Below are 20,037 nucleotides of genomic sequence, written 5' to 3'. Positions count from 1 at the left end.
CCCTTATATAGAATAATTATTTTGGTTATTTATGCTGATGTACGCCGATATTCTCGTGCGGATCCTGCGATTGAGGTTGTTTGTTTACCATTGCTATGTGGTGCCCTGCTGGCCAGGCTTGGCGGTACAACATATGCGCATTGATCAGTGGCAATGCATGTTGATTTTCACTTGCAGGCCAGGCAAACGGTAGTCTTCCTGCAAAAGCGCGCTCACCGAATAACACCTGAGCAATAGCGTCCCCTTCACTTCCCGGTAGCCATGCGGCGACAAACGCATCGACCAAGCCAAATTCGGGCTCAATAACTAAAGGCCGGCCGCTAAGCAGCACACAGACCATCGGGATCTTTTTAGCATTCAGTTGTTCAATTATCACTTTAACTTCGGGATGCAATTCACTTAACGAAAGGCTTCTGCCATAAGGCGGCTGAATCGATAAATTGCCATCTATCCGACTGCTCGATTCAAACAACACCTGATCATTTACACGCACATCGCCTAAACCTTCTGCATAAGGACGCTCACCGACAACGACAATAGCCACATCAAAGGCGCTTGGGTCCGCCAGAGCTACCTCTTCTACTGGCACCATCGAACCGTTAACCGTGTGCTTACTAATGCCTTGCCATATAGTGGTCGCGCCGGCAATCCCATCTGGCTCATCGACCCCTTGCCAGTCAATGGTAAACCCACCGCATTGCATACCGGTATGTGTAGCCCCTTTTCCCGTTACGAGTACACGTTGGTGTGGCGATAAGGGTAAAATTTGCTTGTCATTCTTCAACAACACACAGCTATCCGCCGCAATTCGTCGTGCTGCTGCTCGATGCTCGACACTGCCGAATGACACTGCATATTTTTTCGCTCTGTCTGAAGGTCTCGAAGAGGCAAACAAGCCTCGCGCATACTTAGCCATAACTATGCGCGTAACGGCATCATCAATACGGTTAATTGATATGCTGCCCAGCTCAATGTGCTTAGTTAGCATTTCCTGAAAAACACGCCAATTTTGCGGCACCATAAACATATCAATACCGGCATTGACACTGCGCCCAATGGCCTTATACAAGTCATCATCAACATAGTTAATGCCTTGCATATCAGACAGGACAAAACCACCAAAACCTAATGCATTTTTAAGTTGCTGGGTTATTAGAAACTCATTGCCGTGACATTTGACGCCATTCCAGCTACTAAAGGCCACCATTACGCACAGTACACCTGAATCAACAGCAGCTTTAAACGGCTTGATATGTTCGCAAAGTCCCTCGAAGGAGGCAGACATATCACCTTGCTCAATCCCATATGCCGTGCCGCCATCACCAACAAAGTGCTTCGCACAGGCTAAAATCGGATAGTCTTCACGCTCTGCATTTAAGGCTTCCATGTATAGTCGAGCGAATTGACTTACTGTGTCTGGATCGCCAGCCACGCTTTCATACATGCGGCCCCAATGGTAATGCTGCGCCATCGCGAGATTTGGTCCGAAAATCCAATTCGCACCTATCGCTCTTACCTCATCAGCGGTAATTGCTGCAAGCTCTCGTATCGCATCTTCAGAATGTGCTGCTCCGATCCCAATATTGTGAGGAAATATAGTTGCGCCTTGCACATTGGCATTGCCATGGATTGCATCAAGCCCATACAGCAACGGAATTTGCACGCTTTCATCTATGGCTAAGGCGGCATCCCAAAAGTCATCAATCATAGCTTGCCAACTATGCAACGTGTTTGGTTCAGGACATGAGCCTGCAGAGCTCATCACGCCACCTAATTTATACTTCATAACATCGTCTGGCGTACACGTTGACTGATCAGCCAAGGTCATTTGCCCAACTTTCTGTTCTAGCGTCAGTTGCTTCACTAATGCCGTCGCTTGTCGACGAAACTGATGTAGATTATTCATGGCGTCGCTCTGTTTAACATGAGTGACGCGGATAATTCACAGGTACTGTCAGAACCAATACCGAACAAAAACTCACCAGGCTCTACAACGTATTGATTGTTTTGATCATAAAATCCTAACTGCGTAGCGTTGAGTTCGAAACTCACATCCAGCGACTCTCCCGCAGCCAACTCAACGCGCGCAAAATCGAGCAATTCCCTAACTGGGCGGCTAACGCTGGACACTTTATCACGTACATACAGTTGTACGATTTCGGTTACGGCTATGTCGCTGGTATTAGTAACACAAACACTCACGCTAAAGGATTCTTCTGCACCGACCGTTTGAGCACTGAGCTTAGTTGATGAATACTTGATATCAGCGTAAGACAAGCCAAAGCCAAACGGAAATAACGGCGTAAAATAAGTATCCATATGTGAAGCCGCCATGCCCAATGATGTTTGCGGCGCTCGCATCGGAAAATCATTCATGTGAGCATAGTTATCTTGGGTTACCGGCCGTCCAGTCGGCTTTTGCGAATAGTACAGTGGGATCTGCCCACCATGACGCACAAAACTAATCGGCAATTTGCCCGAGGGTGATTGCTGCCCAAGCAAAATATCCGCAATTGCAGTACCCCCTTGATGCCCTGGATGCCAGGCATATAAGATTGCATCAACCTTGTCGACAACATCACTTAGTTCAAGCGGTCTGCCGGCCATAACAACCAATATCAACGGCTTTCCTGAAGCATACAAGTGTTGAGATAACCCATCTATTAATGCGGCTTGCGCGCCAGGCAATCTTATATCCGCCCGGCAGTGCGCCTCACCGGATAAAATGGCTTCTTCACCTACACACAGAATGACAGCATCACTCTGGGCAGCATAATCAAAGGCTATTGAAAGGTTCTCTTGGCTTGTATCTCTAGTGTTTTTGAAGATAGGGTGGTGCGTAACAGAGACTTGCTCGCCCAAAGCTCGGGTCAGTCCTTCGTACAGTGTCACGCTGTGTTCAGGATCGCCATCAAAAATCCAAGTGCCCAATTGTTCGTAGTCATCATGTGCGAGTGGCCCCAATACCGTAACCGTCTGCAACCCTGCTTTTTGCAGTGGCAATATTTGGTCTGCATTCTTCAATAAAACACAGCTTTGCAGAGCGGCATCATAGGCCAATTGAGTAGCGACAGAGTCATGATTATCTATTATCGGATCCGCGTCTTGTTCGAATAAACCAAGCGCATATTTAGCCGTCAGAATCCTCGTCACGGCGTCATCAATTTGTTGCTCGTTTAGACGACCTTGCTTTAACAAGGTCGTGGCATTCTCAATAAAAGTTTGGCTGACCATTTCCATATCAACGCCAGCATTAATGGCTAATTCAGCTGCATCGCTCCTGTTTTCCGCCACACCATGATCAATAAGTTGCTCTACAGAGGCCCAATCACTGACGACAAAACCAGAAAAACCCCACTCATGTTTTAGAATATCAGTGAGTAATCGACGATTCGCGGATACTGGAACGCCATTAACATCACTGAATGAGGTCATAAAGGTCAATGCGCCGCAGTCCGATGCGCTTTTAAATGGTGGTAAATACACATGCCGCATTTCATGATCGCTGATATTGGTCGTGTTATAGTCTCGGCCGCTTTCAGACGCACCATATCCAGCAAAGTGCTTTGCACAAGCCGCAATGGCCGTAGGTGAAGACAAATCATGCGTTTGATAGCCGCGGATCATCGCGTCACCAAGACGAGAGGTTAACAACGGGTCTTCACCGAAAGACTCAGCCACACGCCCCCAACGAGGATCTCGTGCCACGTCAATCATTGGCGAAAAAGTCCAATTAATACCGACTGATGACGCCTCTACCGCACTTAATCGGGCAACATTTTCCAATAAGGTCTCAGACCAACTGCAAGCCAGTCCAATCGGGATTGGGAAAATGGTGTGAAACCCATGGATTACGTCACGCCCAATCAGCAAAGGGATCCCCAACCGGCTCTCTGTCCGTGCGACGTGTTGAAGTTGAGAAATGGTGTTAGCGTCAACCTCATTGATTATGGAGCCAACATGGCCACTTCGAACAGCGTCAGCCATCGAGTCAGACACTTGACCATATTCGCCATTCAATTGGTTCATCTGACCTAGTTTCTCATCCAGGCTCATGCGCGCTAATAGCGCGAGCGCGTTATGATGAGACTCAGATAGCAATGTACTTTCCATTCGTAAGGACTACCGACAAAGAAGCCACTAGCATTGGCTCTTTTTATAAACACTTGAGGTGACTGTAGGCCTTGTAATTTGAGTTGCAATCAGAATGCGGTAAAACGGATTCGACCAAGGGCGACAGGGAAATAAAATGTTAAATTCATTCTATTCTGGGCCTTTGGCCAACTTACCGCGCTGGATGGACCCTCCTACCGCATTAACCTTGCGCTTGAAACAGGCTAACCCGACTATGCGATTAACAACCCGTTAACAGAAAATGTTAACCGGTGATGGCAAAAGGAAACATCATGAGCGCTGAACACACAACAACAAACCCTGCGGACAAGATCCCGTTGTTACTAAAATTTGTGTATGGCCTCGGCGCACTGGTGAATAATTTACTCGCTGCTGCCATTGGCGGTATGGTGATTGTGTTGAATTTGGGGCTCGGTATGAATCCGGCGCTGGTTGGATTGTTGGGTGCTTTGCCACGCTTAACAGATGCGATAACCGACCCGTTGATGGGATATATATCAGACCATACACGTACTCGCTGGGGCCGACGGAGACCATATATATTGGGTGGCGCAGTACTGGCTGGAATTTGTTTTGCAATACTGTGGCAACTACCTGAAGGACAGTCTGAAAACTTTTACTTTTGGTATTTTCTGATTGGCTCGTTCATTTTTTACCTCGCGTACACCATGTTTGCGACCCCATGGGTGGCATTAGGCTATGAATTAACCCCTGATTACCACGAACGAACTCGCCTAATGGCCGTACAAAACTTTATGGGCCAACTCGCGTATTTGATTGCGCCTTGGTTCTTATGGTTCATGCAATATGACGCGCTGTTTGACAACATGATTGAGGGAGCGGGATACCTCGCTATGATCATTGCGGCCTTTACCATATGCGTCGGCATTTTACCGGCCCTATTACTAAAAGAGCCCCAAGCCAGCCTATTTGAGCAGCAAACGGCCTCAATCAATCAGAAAGAAAAATCCATGGCAGGGGTTAAAGACTTCTTACGCGGATTCATGATCACCATTTCGTACAAACCTTTCCTTGCTTTGTGCATTGCTACATTCCTTGTGTTTAACGGCTTTATGATGGTGGCCTCGTTTCAAAGTTACGTAATCATTTACTATGTGTTTTCAGGCGACCAAGCGCTGGGTGCAGAATATGCCGGATGGGCTGGCACGGTTTCAGCATTCTCTACCTTCTGCGTAATATTTATCGTAACTAAACTCTCTACCCTACTAGGCAAACGTAAAGCTTTCTTCATTGCTATCGGCATTTCAGTGTTTGGTTACTGTTTAAAATGGGTATGTTACGACCCATCAAACCCGCTGCTATTGCTGCTACCGGTGCCCTTCTACGCCTTTGGTTTAGGCGGCCTGTTTACGTTGGTCGGATCAATGATTGCTGATGTTTGTGATGCAGATGAATTAAATACGGGCGAACGCAGAGAAGGCATGTACGGTTCAATATTTTGGTGGGTAGTTAAATTGGGAATGGCAGTGGCGTTAGCGGTTGGCGGTTTCTTGCTTAACGCTACCGGATTCGATGTCGCCCTTGGTGCTGCTCAGTCAGAATCTACTTTGATGTTAATGCGCTTGTTCGATGCATTCATTCCGGCTTTGTGTTCAGTCGTGGCCATCGTGATGATCGCTAAATATCCCATTACTGAAGAAAAAGCAAAAGAAACACGCCATCAGTTAGAGGAGCGACGAGGCGTTGTAGGTGCAGCTACGCAAATGGCGTAACTGTACTTTAATAAACCGGTCCTAACGTCGCTTACCATTCGCGGCATTAAATTTCGCCGCTAATCACCTTTATTTGATCGGCATTGACGATGCGAATGTGAGTTTGATAATAATATTTACCTGTCGGTTTCCTCTGTTCATTGAAGAAACCTATCTTTATCCGCTGGGCTTGGCCTGTCACGGTGATAGATTTATCAACAAAGTAGTTTTCTGGTGACTCTCCGTATTTTGCCATCAATAGTGATACTACTCTGGGGTGCAGGGCAATAGTCACATTGCGTTGGTCGCGGTAATCAAGCTCAGTATTTAAGAATATTTGCTTACCTTGATTGCCACTGGCTTTGATTTTGAGGGTATAGCTTCCTTCAACACCTAACGGAGCAGACTCCGCGGCGTCACGTATAATGTCCATGGTGTCTGAATACAATGCAGGTTGTTGTGTCACATTTGCGGTTGTCGATACACAACCAGACAAGAGCAAAACACATGCGAATAGAATCGTCTTCATTACATCAATCCTTTTAAAAATTTAATATTCCCTTCTGCACAAAATAGTAGCGCTAAATACAGCGTTTCGGCAACTAAAGCGTTATTTCAACGTTTTGCCCTGTAATCACTGATTGTTGTGCCCATTGAAGCGTTTACCGGTCAGGCGCATGTATAGCGAATCAATTAGATCCTTGCCAGCGACAGCATAAACCACTATTAAAACACCGATAACAACACCTACTCCGCTACCGATGGTGCCATAATGCCCCGTTACCAAGGTGTAGCTATAGGTTGCTATAAACAGCAGGCCGAGCGTCAGTGCGACAGACTTAAATCCCTTCATAACGTTCCCGTTTAACCATTCCGTTAATGTTCTATACCAGTGCCTAATTGACGTTTTTTCATATAACCTGCAAGTTGCTGGGCTTCCGTCATGGCGCTATTGCTCAGCGCATTGAAGACTTGCTGCTGATCGCCTGCTTTTTTATGCTGCCCAAGCTTCTCTTTGGCATGAATATCATCCACGATAATGCTAAAACCAACAACGGCTTTGCGTAATTTATCCACATATTCAGCGGGCATGCGCGCACGATCAAGTAATAATTCAGGCTCATATTTTCGTATTAGGTTATTCATTGCCTCTAGCGTGTCGGCTTCGTTCAACTCGACAAATCGGCCAAAACATTGCACTGAAGCATAGTTCCAGGTTGGGACTGCGGGAGTCGTTTCATACCACTTTGCTGCTACGTAAGCATGTGGGCCATCAAACAGCACCGAAACACGTTGACCGGTTAATCCTCGCCACTGAGGATTGGCTCGTGCCATATGCCCGACGATCCGCCCCTTTTCAGCATAGTCAGCTTCAAACAGCATCGGCAATCGGGTCACTTCTAGGTCAGGAGAAATCAATGAGCCAAAACCAAACTCGGATATAAACGAGGCGATAGCGTCATCGCCCTGCATAAGCATGTTTTTAGGTATGTACATGTAACAATGGGATCCCGTATTTTTTGCGAAATGGACTAACGGCGGTTAACGATACAAAGTTTGTGTCGCTGCCTTAAGCTCTGCATTCGGCAAGAATAAATCAGAAATAGTCATGATAGCGTGAAGATTATTCTGGCGTTTCGTTCTTGCTCAGTCTTCACGGCTTATATCCTATTCGCTTTAGTGTTAACTATGCTCAATTATTTAAGGCTGAAGAAGTTGGTGCTTCCAAGCATTATTCGACTTTGCAAAAAACTGCCTCAGATGCAATCGGCTTTCTTGAAAAGTGAGAAATTCAATAGATATGGGTTCTATGCAGTAACCGCCCCAATTATCGGGCCTAGGAATACGCTTATCCGCATACTCTGCAGATGCTTGCTGTAAGCGCTGAGACAACTCTTCCTCAGAGGCAAGGGGAGCACTTTGTTCGAATGCTGTGGTAGTTAACTGTGCACTTCTATTGCGAGACTGCCAATACCGATCGGCTTCGGCACTCGATATTACCTTTGTAGTGCCCACTATTCGTACTTGATAGCCGACATGATCCCACCAGATTGTCATCGCGGCTTCCGGTCGATTTTGAATATGCTTTCCTTTAGCTGAATCGACATATGAACAAAACACAAAGCCATCTTCGCTAACGTTCTTTAAATCTACGAAACGAGCGGCTGGAAAACCATGTTCATCAATAGTTGATACACACACTGCGCTTTTTTGATTCAAAGGGCTGTTGTCTAACGCTTGCTCCCACCAATCGTTAAACTTCCTTATTGGACACTCCATGAGCTACTTTCCTAATCAACATTGCATTATGTAGTACCCGCGAGGTTAGCACAAAATTGCACTTGCCTTGTATCCACAAAATACATTTTTTATAGCTTCAAGTTCATGAAAAACAGACAAAAAAAAGCCGCTAACCTCATATCGAGACTAGCGGCCTTCAACCAGGAAGGATTAGTTATCCATGGTATACCTGATACCCAATGCGTAACGAGGACCATATTGAGCGGCGCTTAGGAATTGACGCTCAAAACGACCAAAACTACGTTCTGTTTCATTGGTTAGGTTAATGCCTTCAAAGAATACCGTGAGATTTTCATTAAGCTCGTAGTTGATGCTTAAATCCCACTGCAAATATTCTTCAACATAGTTGGGCGGAGCATCTGTCGTATCTGGCTGGCCTTGACCGGCAAGATACTCATCACGCCATGCAGCGGTCAGCTTCACAGACAAGCCATCTTTCTCATAGAAGCCCTGCCAGTTTGCAGAGTTGCTCAAGCCAGGCAAGATTGCCTGTGACTCAAGAATGAAGTTGTCGTATTCAACATCACCGTCAACCACTGTTGCATTGAAGCCCGTACCAAAACCCGAGTCTCCAAAGACGTGTTCAACCGCAAATTCAATACCGTTAACTTTACGGGAACCCACGTTTTCCGGAGAATTAATGGTCCACTCAATCAACGGATCACCATTTGGATCAGGCAATATACGATTGTTCTCACCAATACCCACACCATTTGCTACTAACTCTTGATAGATAGCAGCATCTGTTGCTTGTTCACCACGTTCTTGAATGGCAGCTACTGCAGCATTCCAACGCGGACCAAGATAAACATCGTACAATCCATCAATTGTGGTTGTGATCTGTGAGTTGTCGATCCAATCATCTACGTTTTTCCAGAACAGACCCACTGCAGCGTAGCTGGCTTCGGCGTAATAGTACTCAACTGAGATATCCAAGTTCGTGGATTGGAAAGGTTTCAAATTAGGGTTACCACGGCCACCCGTTCTCGAACCAAGTTTAGGTGAAGGTGTCAGGCTAAGGTTACCCAGCATCAAACCCAAGGTTGGACGTGTAATGGTTTTACCTATTGAAGCACGTGCCACTAAGTCGTCAGTTAAGTCTACTTTGACGTCTAACATTGGCAACAATAGGTCGTAGTTACCCTCATATTCCACTTCAACCAATTCACCACCGCTGGCAAACTGTGTCAACCACTCAGAGCCACCTGCCCAATACACATATTCAGCAACGCGGCTCTTGGCCGGGCTGACAATATCAGTTTCTTCATAGCGCAATCCAAAGTTAACATCGACATAGTAGTCTTTAACTTCGAATTCCCATTCTGTTGAAACGTATAGGCTCAACGTGTCTTCATCAATACTGTTAATGGGGAAGTTTTCTTCACCAAAGGTACCGATTTCATATACATCACTGCCTAAAACATCAGCAGTTAAGAATGCCAATTGGCGAGTAACAGCTTCATCTAGACTAAAAGTATAAGCATATCCGGGTGAAATTCCTGCAGACCCAAAGGAGAATTCATCTAGGAATGCACTTAGGTCAACACGCTCAAACATACTATCTGGGAAGATTTCCTGGAATGTTCCATTGTTAAAGCCTGGTGCGTTGGCGTTATTCGAACCACCCCATCCGCTCAGTGATTGCTCAGTGTAAGCTGCACCAAATTTAACGCCCATCAAGCCATAGCCCAACTCGGGGAGCCACTCTCCGTCAAACTGGTACTGAGTAACTTCTGATTCACCTGGCGTGCGAGTAAAAATACTGAAGTTAGATCCTATTTGATTAGGGCTAATTTCATCACTGCCATTATCCCAATTGATGCGATAACCCGGAATATCACCATCACGGAAGAAGTATTCACGCGTCGATAGTTCAGCCGAACCTAAAATAACACGAGCACTAGACCCTAAACCATCATCCATTCCGTTGTCAGTTGTTGATTTAGAGGTGTGAGCGTCAAAACTGAAACTTAATGTGTCTGAAAAGTCCCATTCAACGTTGAAGCCAGTCGCTTTTGAATCAACTTCTGTTGTTTCTCGCAACGCGGTAAAGGACCCGTCATCACCTGACGCGTTATAGTAAATCGCTGTTCCGTTTTCATCTAGCTCATAAGAGTTTGCGTTGCCGCCAAATGAACCGTTCCATACACCCCACGCCAGCTGATTCACACCGTTCACTGCATTTGAAATAGTGTGGTCAACGGTAAAGACCAAGTCATCGGTAGCCGCAAATTGGAATGTCACCTGGCCATTTGTACGTTCACGCTGTACATCATCAATGGCAAAACTGATTTCTTGTGGGAAGAACGCCGCGGCCATTGGCTCTAAGACACCATCATCATTCGGAGCTAAGAATTGTGGGATCACTTCACCATTAGCATCTGTCGGACGGTTATCAATAATATTTGCAGCATCCACACTGAGGTTTGGATTCAGTTGCCAAGAGCGAACATTCGCAGATTGACGTTGAAAATCTCGACGATGAAACGAGAAATTCGCACTGACACCAAATCGATCATCAAAGAATGTATTGCTGTATATACCCGCGACTTCAGGCGTTACATCATCGCCCATTTCATTTGACGTATCGTGAAGCCCTTTTGCCATTAACGAGTATCGTTCTCCCGGACGCTGAAAGGGTTTTTCAGTCACGATATTAACCGTTGCGCCTAAACCACCGGTGGGCACATCCGCTCTAGCAGATTTATATACTTCAAGTGCGTTTACGCCTTCTGATGATAGGTTTTCAAAGTTAAATGAACGTGTAAAGCCTGTACTGGCCATTTGGCGGCCATTGAGGGTGACTAAGTTAAACTCAGGTCCAAAACCACGCACGGTGATTTGACTGCCTTCACCGTTTGCTCGGCTTACCGAAACACCGGTAATACGCTGCAACGATTCGGCTAAGTTAGTATCGGGGAATTTACCCATTTCCTCAGCTGAAATCGCATCAACCACACCTGAAGAACTACGCTTCAAGTCTTGTGCCCGCGCTAAGCTGCCACGAATACCCGATACTTCAATCACTTCATATGTTGGCTCAGCGTCGGCTGAGTCGGCTTCCTGTGCAAATGCTGGCGCAAACATTGCGCTTCCCAAGAGCATAGAGATGGTTGCTGACAACCTTGTTTTCGAAAATTTAGAATATCTCATTCTTGACCTACTTTATTCTGTCTGCTTTCCCGTCCCGGAGGTTGCCCACTGTCGAATACTGTCTGACAGCGGGCCGGGACACCTTTTCCATGAGGCGCTAGCCGTTACCTACTGTTCTGTGAAGACCACATTATCCAGTCGGTACACTGCACCAGCCCCCGTTGCCCAAGCTGGGAAAACCATCACTACGTCAATTGCGCTTAGGTCCAGACCAGCATCCGAAAGAGTTAACAAATCAAAGGTGTAGGTCTGCCACTCACCTTCTACCGGAGCTGCGCCTTCAAGGCTGTCTGATAGAGGAAGTTCGACCGCTGATGTATTACCATCTGCTTCGATTTTAAGTAACCAAGTAGTTTCTGCCGTAGGTGCACTCACCACTTTCATCTCAAATTGGAACACACCTGTTAACAGCATATCTTCAGCATTGAACGGTTCGCCCGCATCTCGGCTAAAGAAGCCTAAAACCGTGCCATTGTTATCCAATATTTGGAATTCAGCTGTCGCACCGTGTTCCGCATCATCCATTTCTACGGTAGGCGTCGTGCCACCACAACAATCCCAAAGTGGCCATCCTTCGTTGATTTGATCAGCAAACAATGTCAATGCTGCATCGCCAGCGCCACCACTGCTGCCACCGGAGATGTCTGATGGGTTGCCGATATACATGTTATCTATCCGGTACACCGCACCTTCACCCGTAGCCCAAGCAGGGAATACCATGATGACGTCGATAGCACTGAGATCTAATCCAGCATCGCTTAAGCTAAGTAAATCAAAGGTATAGGTCTGCCATTCGCCAGTAGTAGGGTCAACGCCTTCCTGAGATGTATTTAGCGGCACCTCAACAAATGATGTATTACCATCAGCTTCAATTTTAAGTAACCAAGTCGTATCTGAAGTGGGTGGAGCCACCACCTTCATTTCAAACTGGAACACGCCCGTATTGATAATACTGCTCGCGTCAAACGGTTCACCTTCATCACGGCTAAAGAAGCCTAAGACGGTGCCATTGTTATCCAAGATTTGGAATTCAGCGACTGTGCCGTGCTCAGCATCATCGATGACAACTTCTGGCGTTGTGCCGCCACAACAATCCCATAGAGGCCAGCCTTCATTCGGACCATCGGCAAATACCGCTAATAGAGGACCGCTTAAACCGCCGCTGTCTGCATTCGGGTTATAGATTTTCGCGTTATCCACGCGGAACACTGCGCCTTCACCCGTTGCCCATGCTGGGAAAATCATCACAACATCGATTTCACTCACATCAAGGCCTGCATCTGACAATGCCATTAATGGGAATGTATAGGTCTGCCACTCACCGACGCCAGGATCTTGGCCCTGAGTACTGGTGTTAAGTGGTACTTCGGCAAATGACGTGTTGCCACCTGCTTCAACTTTCAGTAGCCACGTAGTATCGGAAGTTGGCGGTGATACCACCTTCATTTCGAATTCCAAAACACCTTCAGCCAACAAGTCTGATGCATCAAATGGCGTTCCCGTATCACGGCTGAAGAAGCCCAATACTGTGCCGTTGTTATCTAAAATTTCAAACTCTGCAACAATGCCATGCTCAGCATCGTCCATAACTTCTACAGGCGTTGTGCCGCCACAACAATCCCATAGTGGCCATTCAGGATTAATACCGTCTTCAAACAGCACTAACTCTGGATAAACCGGTGCTTCATCAGGTGCAATGGTAACATTATCGACACGATACACTGCGCCCTCACCCGTTGCCCATGCAGGGAAAATCATGATGACGTCAATCGCACTGATATCTAAGCCTGCATCCGCTAGCATCTGTAATGGGAATGTATAGGTCTGCCATTCACCAACGACTGGCGCAGCGCCTTCTACACTATCCGTTAATGGAAGCTCAGCAAAAGAAGTGTTTCCGTCTGCTTCAATTTTTAATAACCACGTAGTATCTGCGGTTGGTGGAGAGACCACTTTCATTTCAAACTTCAAGCTACCTGTAGTTAACATCGCTTGTGCGTCAAACGGTTCGCCTGTATCGCGGCTGTAGAAGCCCAGTACAGTACCGTTGTTGTCTAAAATCTGGAACTCAGCCACTGCACCGTGCTCTGCGTCGTCAATAACAACTTCAGGCGTAGTGCCACCGCAACAATCCCATAGAGGCCAACCTGGGTTTTCACCGTCAGCGAAGATTGTGATAGGCGTTGCCACAGGAGGTGGCGGAGGCGTTGGAGAAGGTGCTTTACCTTCAACTAATGAGCCTGAACTGTCAGTATCAACCTGTCCTTCTTCATAGTCAGCGCTATAACCAGGACGAACTGTCTCACATCCTTTACCGGTTTGCGGATCAAGTGAACACTCATACACGCGAACATAATCAATTTGATAGCTTTGACCTTCAGCGAATGCATCTGCATCAATACCACCCGCGTTTACATTTTCTGGCCAATCGCCACCAACAGCAAAATTTAAGATAAGGTGAAAATCTTGATCATATGGCTCTGGACCATAGAAGTTTGTCGCTTCACCCGTAATCGGATCAAAACCTGGTACGAACCAACCACGGTGTCTTAAGCCAGTTGGATCGCCAGAACTGTTGTAGCGAACTTCAGATTGACGTTGTGTGGCGTACAAGTACCCGTCCATGTACCAACGGATCTCACCTTCTTGCCACTCAATCGCATAAGTGTGGAAGCCGTCTGCTGGGTTTACGCCATCAGGTGGAGTAAACTCGCGACCAGAACTTTCATTGTTTGGCCATAGGTTGCCGTAATGTAAAGTACCGTATACCTGGGTTTGAGGGCTACCGTCGGCTCTAGGAGCGCCTAAGTTAACCGCTTCCATGATGTCGATTTCACCCGACAATGGCCAAGTTTCACCATATACGCCATCTGTCGGCATCATCCAAAACGCAGGCCATGAGCCCTGTCCGCTAGGAAGTTTAGCGCGCATTTCAACGCGACCGTATGTGAAATCTACTTTATCTCTCGTATTCAATCGAGCTGAAGTGTAAGGCAGTTGTGCGCCGTCTTCGGCCGGCAATGCAACGATGTTTAACATACCATCGCTAACATACGAGTTAGCTGGGTCATCAGTGTAGCATTGCTTTTCTTGGTTCCCGCCGCCCTGACAGTCTACCTCATGTGTCCAATTATTGAGGTTGATGTCAGAACCATCGAATTCATCACTCCAGACCAACTGCCAATCGCTGACAGGTGCGGACGGATTAACAACCGTTATGTTGGTGTTGGTTTCTACATCACCACCACAGCCGGCTATCGAGATTGAGAGTAAGGTTGCCGCGAATAGCTTTGGCAACGAATTTACGCCTCTTGTCCCCATGGTTTTCTCCTAAGATGTTGTGCGTGTTTTGAGCCCTATTTACAGGCTTTAAGAGTCTTCAAACGTTCCGCTAATGCTGAATCCATTAAAAGACTCCACGCAATTAGCGTAGGGTAGATGTAACACGAATGTTAATGTCAATGTTGCAAATGCGTTAAGGTGGGATCATGAAAAGGTAAAGCGGACTCACCGCAATTTAAGGCCGTCACAGCGGACTTTAATCACCAAAGATTATCACTTACCTCTCACCAATTTTAACATTTAGAAATTGTTCACTTAATCGCAACGGCAGTCCGCCTTGCCTTATTTGGCTTGTGTTTACCCAACAATAAACTAGCTTGCGGGAATTATCGTGCCCACAGATAAGGGCGAACTTTGTCATGCATGCAGGAGTTTTCCATGAGGCGACTATCCAATAATATAATCGTTATGCTTGCACTACAGATTGCGTTGATCAGCGGCTGTAGCAAAAAGCCAACGACCGAAACCGTCACCTCAACGCAAACACCCCCTACTAAAGCAACGGCCAAGAGCGCAGAGGAATTTCATCCGTTCGCATACTCGGTAGTGAAAGCCATTAACCTCGGCGGTGAGGATTACATCGGAAAAGACGGTGTAAACTACGAAGCCGATACACTCGCGATAAATGCTATCAAAGGCTCATCCTCAGATATCAAAGGAACTCAGGACCCTACCCTGTATAAGAGCTTTGTAGAAGCACAAACGGCACAACTGTCTATAGACTTACCCGTTGAGAATGGAACTTATGCGATTACGTTTAAGTTTGCCGAGCCGCATCAGGCCGAAGTCGGTGAACGTGTATTCGATGTCCTTGCCGAAGATACCGTCGTTATTGATGATCTAGATGTCAGGTTAGCTCGCGATAATCAGCCGGTATCTGCGCTAGTGAGAGCAGTGTACGGCATTGAAGTCAGTGACGGTGAGCTCAATATCTCATTTGATGCATCCGCAGGTAAGCCTCTATTACATGGCATTATAATCAGACAAGCTCAGGCAAAAGATCCTCGCGATTGGCAGCTAGTATGGAACGATGAATTTGATGTCGATGGCGCACCCGATTCAACTAAGTGGCATTTTGACATTTGGCCTGCGCGCAAAGTGAATGATGAAGATCAGGCCTATACCAATCGCGCGAAAAACGCACGTGTACAAAATGGCCACCTGATTATTGAAGCTCACAAAGAGAATTATGAAGGAGCCGAATATACCTCTGCGCGCCTCCATAACCAGGGACTGGGTGACTTTTTATATGGCAAGGTGGATGTTCGCGCGCGTGTACCCAAGGGACAAGGCACATGGGCCGCAGCATGGATGTTACCGTCAGATCCATTCAAATATGCGACGACTTGTGGAGAGGGAGAAGATTGGCAAGGCAGCTCTACTTGTGATGCGTGGCCCAATTCAGGTGAAATCGACATTTTAGAACATGTTGGTTATGACATGCAGCGCGTGCATGGCACTGTGCACACAAAAGCCTACTATTGGGTTAATTGGCAGCAACGCAAAGCCAGTATAGAAGGTCAAACCGTAGACTCTGAGTTCCACACCTACTCTCTAGAATGGGCGCCGAACTACATCATCATTAGCTTTGATGATATCCCCTATTTTTTCTATGAGAATGACGGTACGGGTTGGCAGTCTTGGCCCTTTGACCACCCTTATCATGTCATTCTAAATCTTGCGATTGGCGGAGCATGGGGCCGTGCAGGCGGACCAATCGATGACACTATTTTCCCTGCCAAGATGGAAGTTGACTATGTACGTATTTATCAACTTCCGGCTGAAAAATAAGCCGTTCAGAATCGAAATAGAAACCCATTATGAGACAAACGACGAACATGCTAAATACGACTCCCATTCAATCTCGATGTGAAGGATCATTTACCCACATCGACAATGAAACCTTTTACAAAATCAGCAATGTAGATGCGATGCCGCCCTTTTTTATCAGTGTGGTTTCGGATAGTAATCATTGGCTGTTTGCTGCATCTACTGGCGGCCTAACCATGGGGCGAGTATCCCCTGAGTACGCTGTATTTCCCTACACGACAGTGGATAAAATTTATGAAAGTACACCACACACGGGCCCCAAAACGATATTCCGTGTTGGCAAACAAGCATCGGCTCGATACTGGGAGCCGTTCAATCAGGAACACGATGACAGGTTCTCGATCACACGCAATTTATACAAAAGTGTTTTAGGTAATGTCCTACGCTTTGAAGAAATCAATCATGACCTTCAATTAGCCTTCACTTATACCTGGCGCTTTTCTGATAGCTTTGGCTTTAGTCGGTATTGTGAATTAACCAACTTGGGTGACGCATCACAATCCGTGGCTTTTGTTGATGGGTTGCAAAACATATTGCCTGCAGGAACGCCACGCTACACACAAACACAATCGAGCAACTTGGTTGATGCTTATAAGTGGAGTGAACGTATTCCTGACTCGTCTTTGGCGCTTTATTCTCTGTACTCAGCCATTACCGACCGTGCCGAGCCAGCAGAATCGCTGCGGGCAACAACCGTCTTCAGTTTGGGGCTAAGCACTGCCAAGGTGCACTTAAATAGCGCCTGCATCCAAGCATTTAAACAGCACCAATCGATTGATGAAGTGGATCATAGTCGAGGCGTTCGCGGCAGTTATCTGTTAGAAGACAGCGTCGAACTGTCAGCCGGTCAAGTACATTCATGGTCGCAAGTGATCAACGTGGAACAAAGTCAGACTCAGATTGTTGCGTTGCAACAACAATTACAAACGCCAGCGTCAGTAGCGTCAGCTTTATCAGAATCATTTTCAGCCGGAAGCGATTCACTGGCACGCATTATGGCAGCGGCTGATGGCTTTCAGCTCACTGGCGAGCCTGTTGTTGCATTGCATCACTATGCGAATACCCTATTTAATGTCATGCGCGGAGGCATTTTTGCCAATCAATATCAAATTACGCGCGCAGACCTTATCAAAACGATTGCTCACTTCAATAAGCCTTGTTTTGAACGGAATAAAGAGGCCCTGTTAAATTTGCCTGAGGCCTTTAGCTTCGACATGCTCAAACCACTTGTGGATAGCTGCAACGATGCTCAACTTAGCAGGCTGGTTGGGGAGTACTTGCCGATTACGTTTGGACGTCGCCATGGTGATCCTAGTCGCCCTTGGAATCAATTTGCCATTGAGTTAACAGATGAACATGGCGACCCTCTATTGAGCTATCAGGGTAACTGGCGTGATATTTTTCAAAATTGGGAAGCGCTAAGCTTAAGCTACCCGGAGTTTATCGAGTCGATTATTGCTAAATTTGTCAATGCTTCGACGGTTGATGGCTACAATCCCTACCGCATCACTAAACAAGGCATTGATTGGGAAGTTGAAGAGCCCGATGACCCATGGAGTTATATTGGATACTGGGGCGATCATCAGATCATTTATCTACTGAAGTTATTGGAAACGTCGAGCAAGTTTCATCCGCAAACATTGTTACAGCTGTTGCATGCAAAACACTATAGCTACGCCAATGTCCCCTATCGCATCAAGGATTTTGACAAGTTAGTAGAGGATCCTAAATCAACCGTATTATTCGACAATGCGTTAGCTGAGATGATTGAACATCGAGTCGAAACACTCGGCGCAGATGGAAAGTTACTACTCGACAATACTCAAAACGTCTATCAAGTTAACTTGATGGAAAAGCTAATGGTGCCGCTGCTAACGAAATTGAGCAACCTTGTGGTTGACGGTGGTATTTGGCTCAACACCCAGCGACCTGAATGGAATGACGCAAACAATGCGCTTGTAGGGCAAGGTTTGTCTATGGTCACACTGTATTATATGAACCGTTACATCATTTTTATGCAGCACATTCTAAAGCAGTTAGATGCTACAGAACATGATGCATTTGAAATGACAAAAGAAGTCGCTCATTGGTTAGGTAAAACAACAGAGATATTAACAAAGGCGGCTCTTGAACTGCCACAAGGCAAGTGCGGAACTGACTTTCAATATCAACTGCTATCATCATTAGGTAAAATTGCGAGTGAATATCGAAGCGCAATGTATACGCATAATGGCGAATATACCCAAACCAATGTTGCTGTAGCCGACATCAGTCAGATGCTTGAACATGCATTATTGTTGATTCGCCACAGTATCGAACAAAATAAGAAAGCGTCGGGTTTGTATCACGCTTACAATATTCTCTCAATTGATCAGTCCTCCCTTAGCGTTGACTATCTTTACGATATGCTTGAAGGGCAAGTAGCTGCGCTGAGTTCAGGCGCATTATCACCTGCCCAAGCGAACGTTATGCTGAATGAATTATTCCGTTCGGATATGTATCGGACTGATCAGAAAACCTTCATGTTATATCCCGATAGAGCACAACAGAAATTCCTGAGTAAGAATGTACTGAAAGCAGATACCGTTGCTCAACAACCATTGTTACAAGCCATGGTGGATAACAACGATACGCGGATCATAGAGCGTGATAGTCAAGGACATTACCGATTCAACAGCGGAATCATTAATGCCAATGTAATTAAATCTCGCTGGCTGTCTGTCGTGACACGTTATCCAGAACTCACGACAGAGAGCGCTTTGCAACAGCTCTTGGGTAGTTACGAAGCGGTATTTAACCATGCCGCCTTTACCGGTCGATCTGGCGGTATGTTTGGCTTTGAAGGTTTAGGCTGTATCTATTGGCATATGGTATCTAAGCTACTGTTATCCGTGCAGGAAGTGACCATTTATAGTCACAATCAAGATCCCATGAGCACTGTGACCCAAGACCTTATTGCACACTATTACCGTGTTCGAGAAGGCATTGGCTTTAATAAAACGCCTGACGAATACGGCGCGTTTCCAGCTGACCCATACTCTCACACACCGAAACACGCTGGCGCACAACAACCGGGTATGACAGGTCAGGTGAAAGAGGAGGTCATTACTAGATTGGCTGAGCTCGGCGGGTTTGTTGAGGGCGGTGTTATTCGATTCGATCCGTTTATGCTGCGTGAGCAAGAATTTACCGCACACGCTAAAACGTTCCGCTATGTCGATATTAATGAACAGTGGCAGACCATTGACCTACCAGCATCTTCACTTGCGTTTACCTGGTGCCAAGTGCCCATAACATACACGTTAAGCAATGATACATCGATAAACACATCGGTAGCATTAGCAAATAATGACACCGTCACTTTCGAGGGTGGTCAATTAAGTACAGAACTGAGCCAAGCGATATTTAAACGAACCGGACACGTGAAGAGCATAGCTATTTCTCTGCCCACGGGAATGCTATACACTGCCTAGCATAAGCACATCAGTAAAGCGTAACTAACTGAATAATCAGGCAGTTACGCTTTACTCGTTGCTGTTTCTGATGAACTCGCGAGACCTGAAAA

10 protein-coding genes and 1 pseudogene are annotated in these 20,037 nt (G+C 46.3%); 3 read left to right on the top strand and 8 right to left on the bottom strand.

Going from position 1 to position 20,037, the window contains the following annotated elements; genetic code table 11:
* Positions 1 to 25: 25 nt before the first annotated feature.
* Positions 26 to 1,906 (bottom strand): glycoside hydrolase family 3 protein, encoded by a 1,881-nt coding sequence (locus CSH93_RS08890; protein WP_100642904.1) that lies wholly within the window; start codon positions 1,904 to 1,906, stop codon positions 26 to 28.
* Positions 1,903 to 4,113 carry a glycoside hydrolase family 3 N-terminal domain-containing protein gene (locus CSH93_RS08885; RefSeq protein ID WP_100642903.1) on the bottom strand — a complete coding sequence of 737 codons (2,211 nt, stop codon included), beginning with the start codon at positions 4,111 to 4,113 and terminating at the stop codon, positions 1,903 to 1,905. Before CSH93_RS08885 ends, CSH93_RS08890 begins: the two co-directional genes overlap by 4 nt.
* A 293-nt stretch (positions 4,114 to 4,406) precedes the next feature.
* Between CSH93_RS08885 and CSH93_RS08880 the strand changes: the two genes are divergently transcribed.
* Positions 4,407 to 5,867: an MFS transporter gene (locus CSH93_RS08880; protein WP_100642902.1), complete on the top strand. Its 1,461-nt coding sequence runs from the start codon at positions 4,407 to 4,409 to the stop codon at positions 5,865 to 5,867.
* 46 nt (positions 5,868 to 5,913) lie between these two features.
* Here CSH93_RS08880 and CSH93_RS08875 read toward each other — a convergent pair whose 3' ends face one another.
* The 6 genes and pseudogenes from CSH93_RS08875 to CSH93_RS08850 form a co-directional block, all read right to left on the bottom strand.
* Positions 5,914 to 6,375: a hypothetical protein gene (locus CSH93_RS08875; RefSeq protein ID WP_100642901.1), complete on the bottom strand. Its 462-nt coding sequence runs from the start codon at positions 6,373 to 6,375 to the stop codon at positions 5,914 to 5,916.
* A 105-nt stretch (positions 6,376 to 6,480) separates the two neighbouring features.
* The gene (locus CSH93_RS08870; protein ID WP_100642900.1) at positions 6,481 to 6,699 is read right to left on the bottom strand and encodes a hypothetical protein; all 219 of its coding nucleotides are present in this window, start codon (positions 6,697 to 6,699) and stop codon (positions 6,481 to 6,483) included.
* 23 nt (positions 6,700 to 6,722) lie between these two features.
* Complete coding sequence (locus tag CSH93_RS08865; RefSeq protein WP_100642899.1) at positions 6,723 to 7,343, bottom strand: FMN-binding negative transcriptional regulator; 621 nt, start codon at positions 7,341 to 7,343, stop codon at positions 6,723 to 6,725.
* A gap of 204 nt (positions 7,344 to 7,547) precedes the next feature.
* A complete protein-coding gene (locus CSH93_RS08860) occupies positions 7,548 to 8,126 on the bottom strand; it encodes a pyridoxine/pyridoxamine 5'-phosphate oxidase (RefSeq protein WP_100642898.1) in 579 nt (192 codons plus the stop codon).
* Positions 8,127 to 8,297: 171 nt separating this feature from the next.
* Positions 8,298 to 11,300, bottom strand: a complete 3,003-nt coding sequence (locus CSH93_RS08855; protein WP_100642897.1) for a TonB-dependent receptor — start codon at positions 11,298 to 11,300, stop codon at positions 8,298 to 8,300.
* 648 nt (positions 11,301 to 11,948) lie between these two features.
* Positions 11,949 to 14,621: pseudogene (locus CSH93_RS08850) on the bottom strand (family 16 glycosylhydrolase); the annotation flags it as partial.
* A gap of 399 nt (positions 14,622 to 15,020) precedes the next feature.
* Here CSH93_RS08850 and CSH93_RS08845 point away from each other — a divergent pair.
* A complete protein-coding gene (locus CSH93_RS08845; protein WP_240615546.1) occupies positions 15,021 to 16,433 on the top strand; it encodes a malectin domain-containing carbohydrate-binding protein in 1,413 nt (470 codons plus the stop codon).
* A 29-nt stretch (positions 16,434 to 16,462) separates the two neighbouring features.
* Positions 16,463 to 19,945 carry a hypothetical protein gene (locus tag CSH93_RS08840; protein WP_240615545.1) on the top strand — a complete coding sequence of 1,161 codons (3,483 nt, stop codon included), beginning with the start codon at positions 16,463 to 16,465 and terminating at the stop codon, positions 19,943 to 19,945.
* The last annotated feature ends 92 nt before the right edge of the window (positions 19,946 to 20,037 follow it).

The sequence above is a fragment of the Neoalteromonas facilis genome (assembly GCF_002807665.1).
Lineage (GTDB): Bacteria > Pseudomonadota > Gammaproteobacteria > Enterobacterales > Alteromonadaceae > Alteromonas_E > Alteromonas_E facilis.
Note: the sequence above shows the minus strand (reverse complement) of the source record. Positions and strands in the feature narration are given on the sequence as shown.

Bases quoted from the DNA above. Each gene is read 5' to 3' on its own strand.
- CSH93_RS08890 (WP_100642904.1), bottom strand. From the start codon at position 1,906: ATGAATAATCTACATCAGTTTCGTCGACAAGCGACGGCATTAGTGAAG.
- CSH93_RS08885 (WP_100642903.1), bottom strand. From the start codon at position 4,113: ATGGAAAGTACATTGCTATCTGAGTCTCATCATAACGCGCTCGCGCTA.
- CSH93_RS08880 (WP_100642902.1), top strand. From the start codon at position 4,407: ATGAGCGCTGAACACACAACAACAAACCCTGCGGACAAGATCCCGTTG.
- CSH93_RS08875 (WP_100642901.1), bottom strand. From the start codon at position 6,375: ATGAAGACGATTCTATTCGCATGTGTTTTGCTCTTGTCTGGTTGTGTA.
- CSH93_RS08870 (WP_100642900.1), bottom strand. From the start codon at position 6,699: ATGAAGGGATTTAAGTCTGTCGCACTGACGCTCGGCCTGCTGTTTATA.
- CSH93_RS08865 (WP_100642899.1), bottom strand. From the start codon at position 7,343: ATGTACATACCTAAAAACATGCTTATGCAGGGCGATGACGCTATCGCC.
- CSH93_RS08860 (WP_100642898.1), bottom strand. From the start codon at position 8,126: ATGGAGTGTCCAATAAGGAAGTTTAACGATTGGTGGGAGCAAGCGTTA.
- CSH93_RS08855 (WP_100642897.1), bottom strand. From the start codon at position 11,300: ATGAGATATTCTAAATTTTCGAAAACAAGGTTGTCAGCAACCATCTCT.
- CSH93_RS08845 (WP_240615546.1), top strand. From the start codon at position 15,021: ATGAGGCGACTATCCAATAATATAATCGTTATGCTTGCACTACAGATT.
- CSH93_RS08840 (WP_240615545.1), top strand. From the start codon at position 16,463: ATGAGACAAACGACGAACATGCTAAATACGACTCCCATTCAATCTCGA.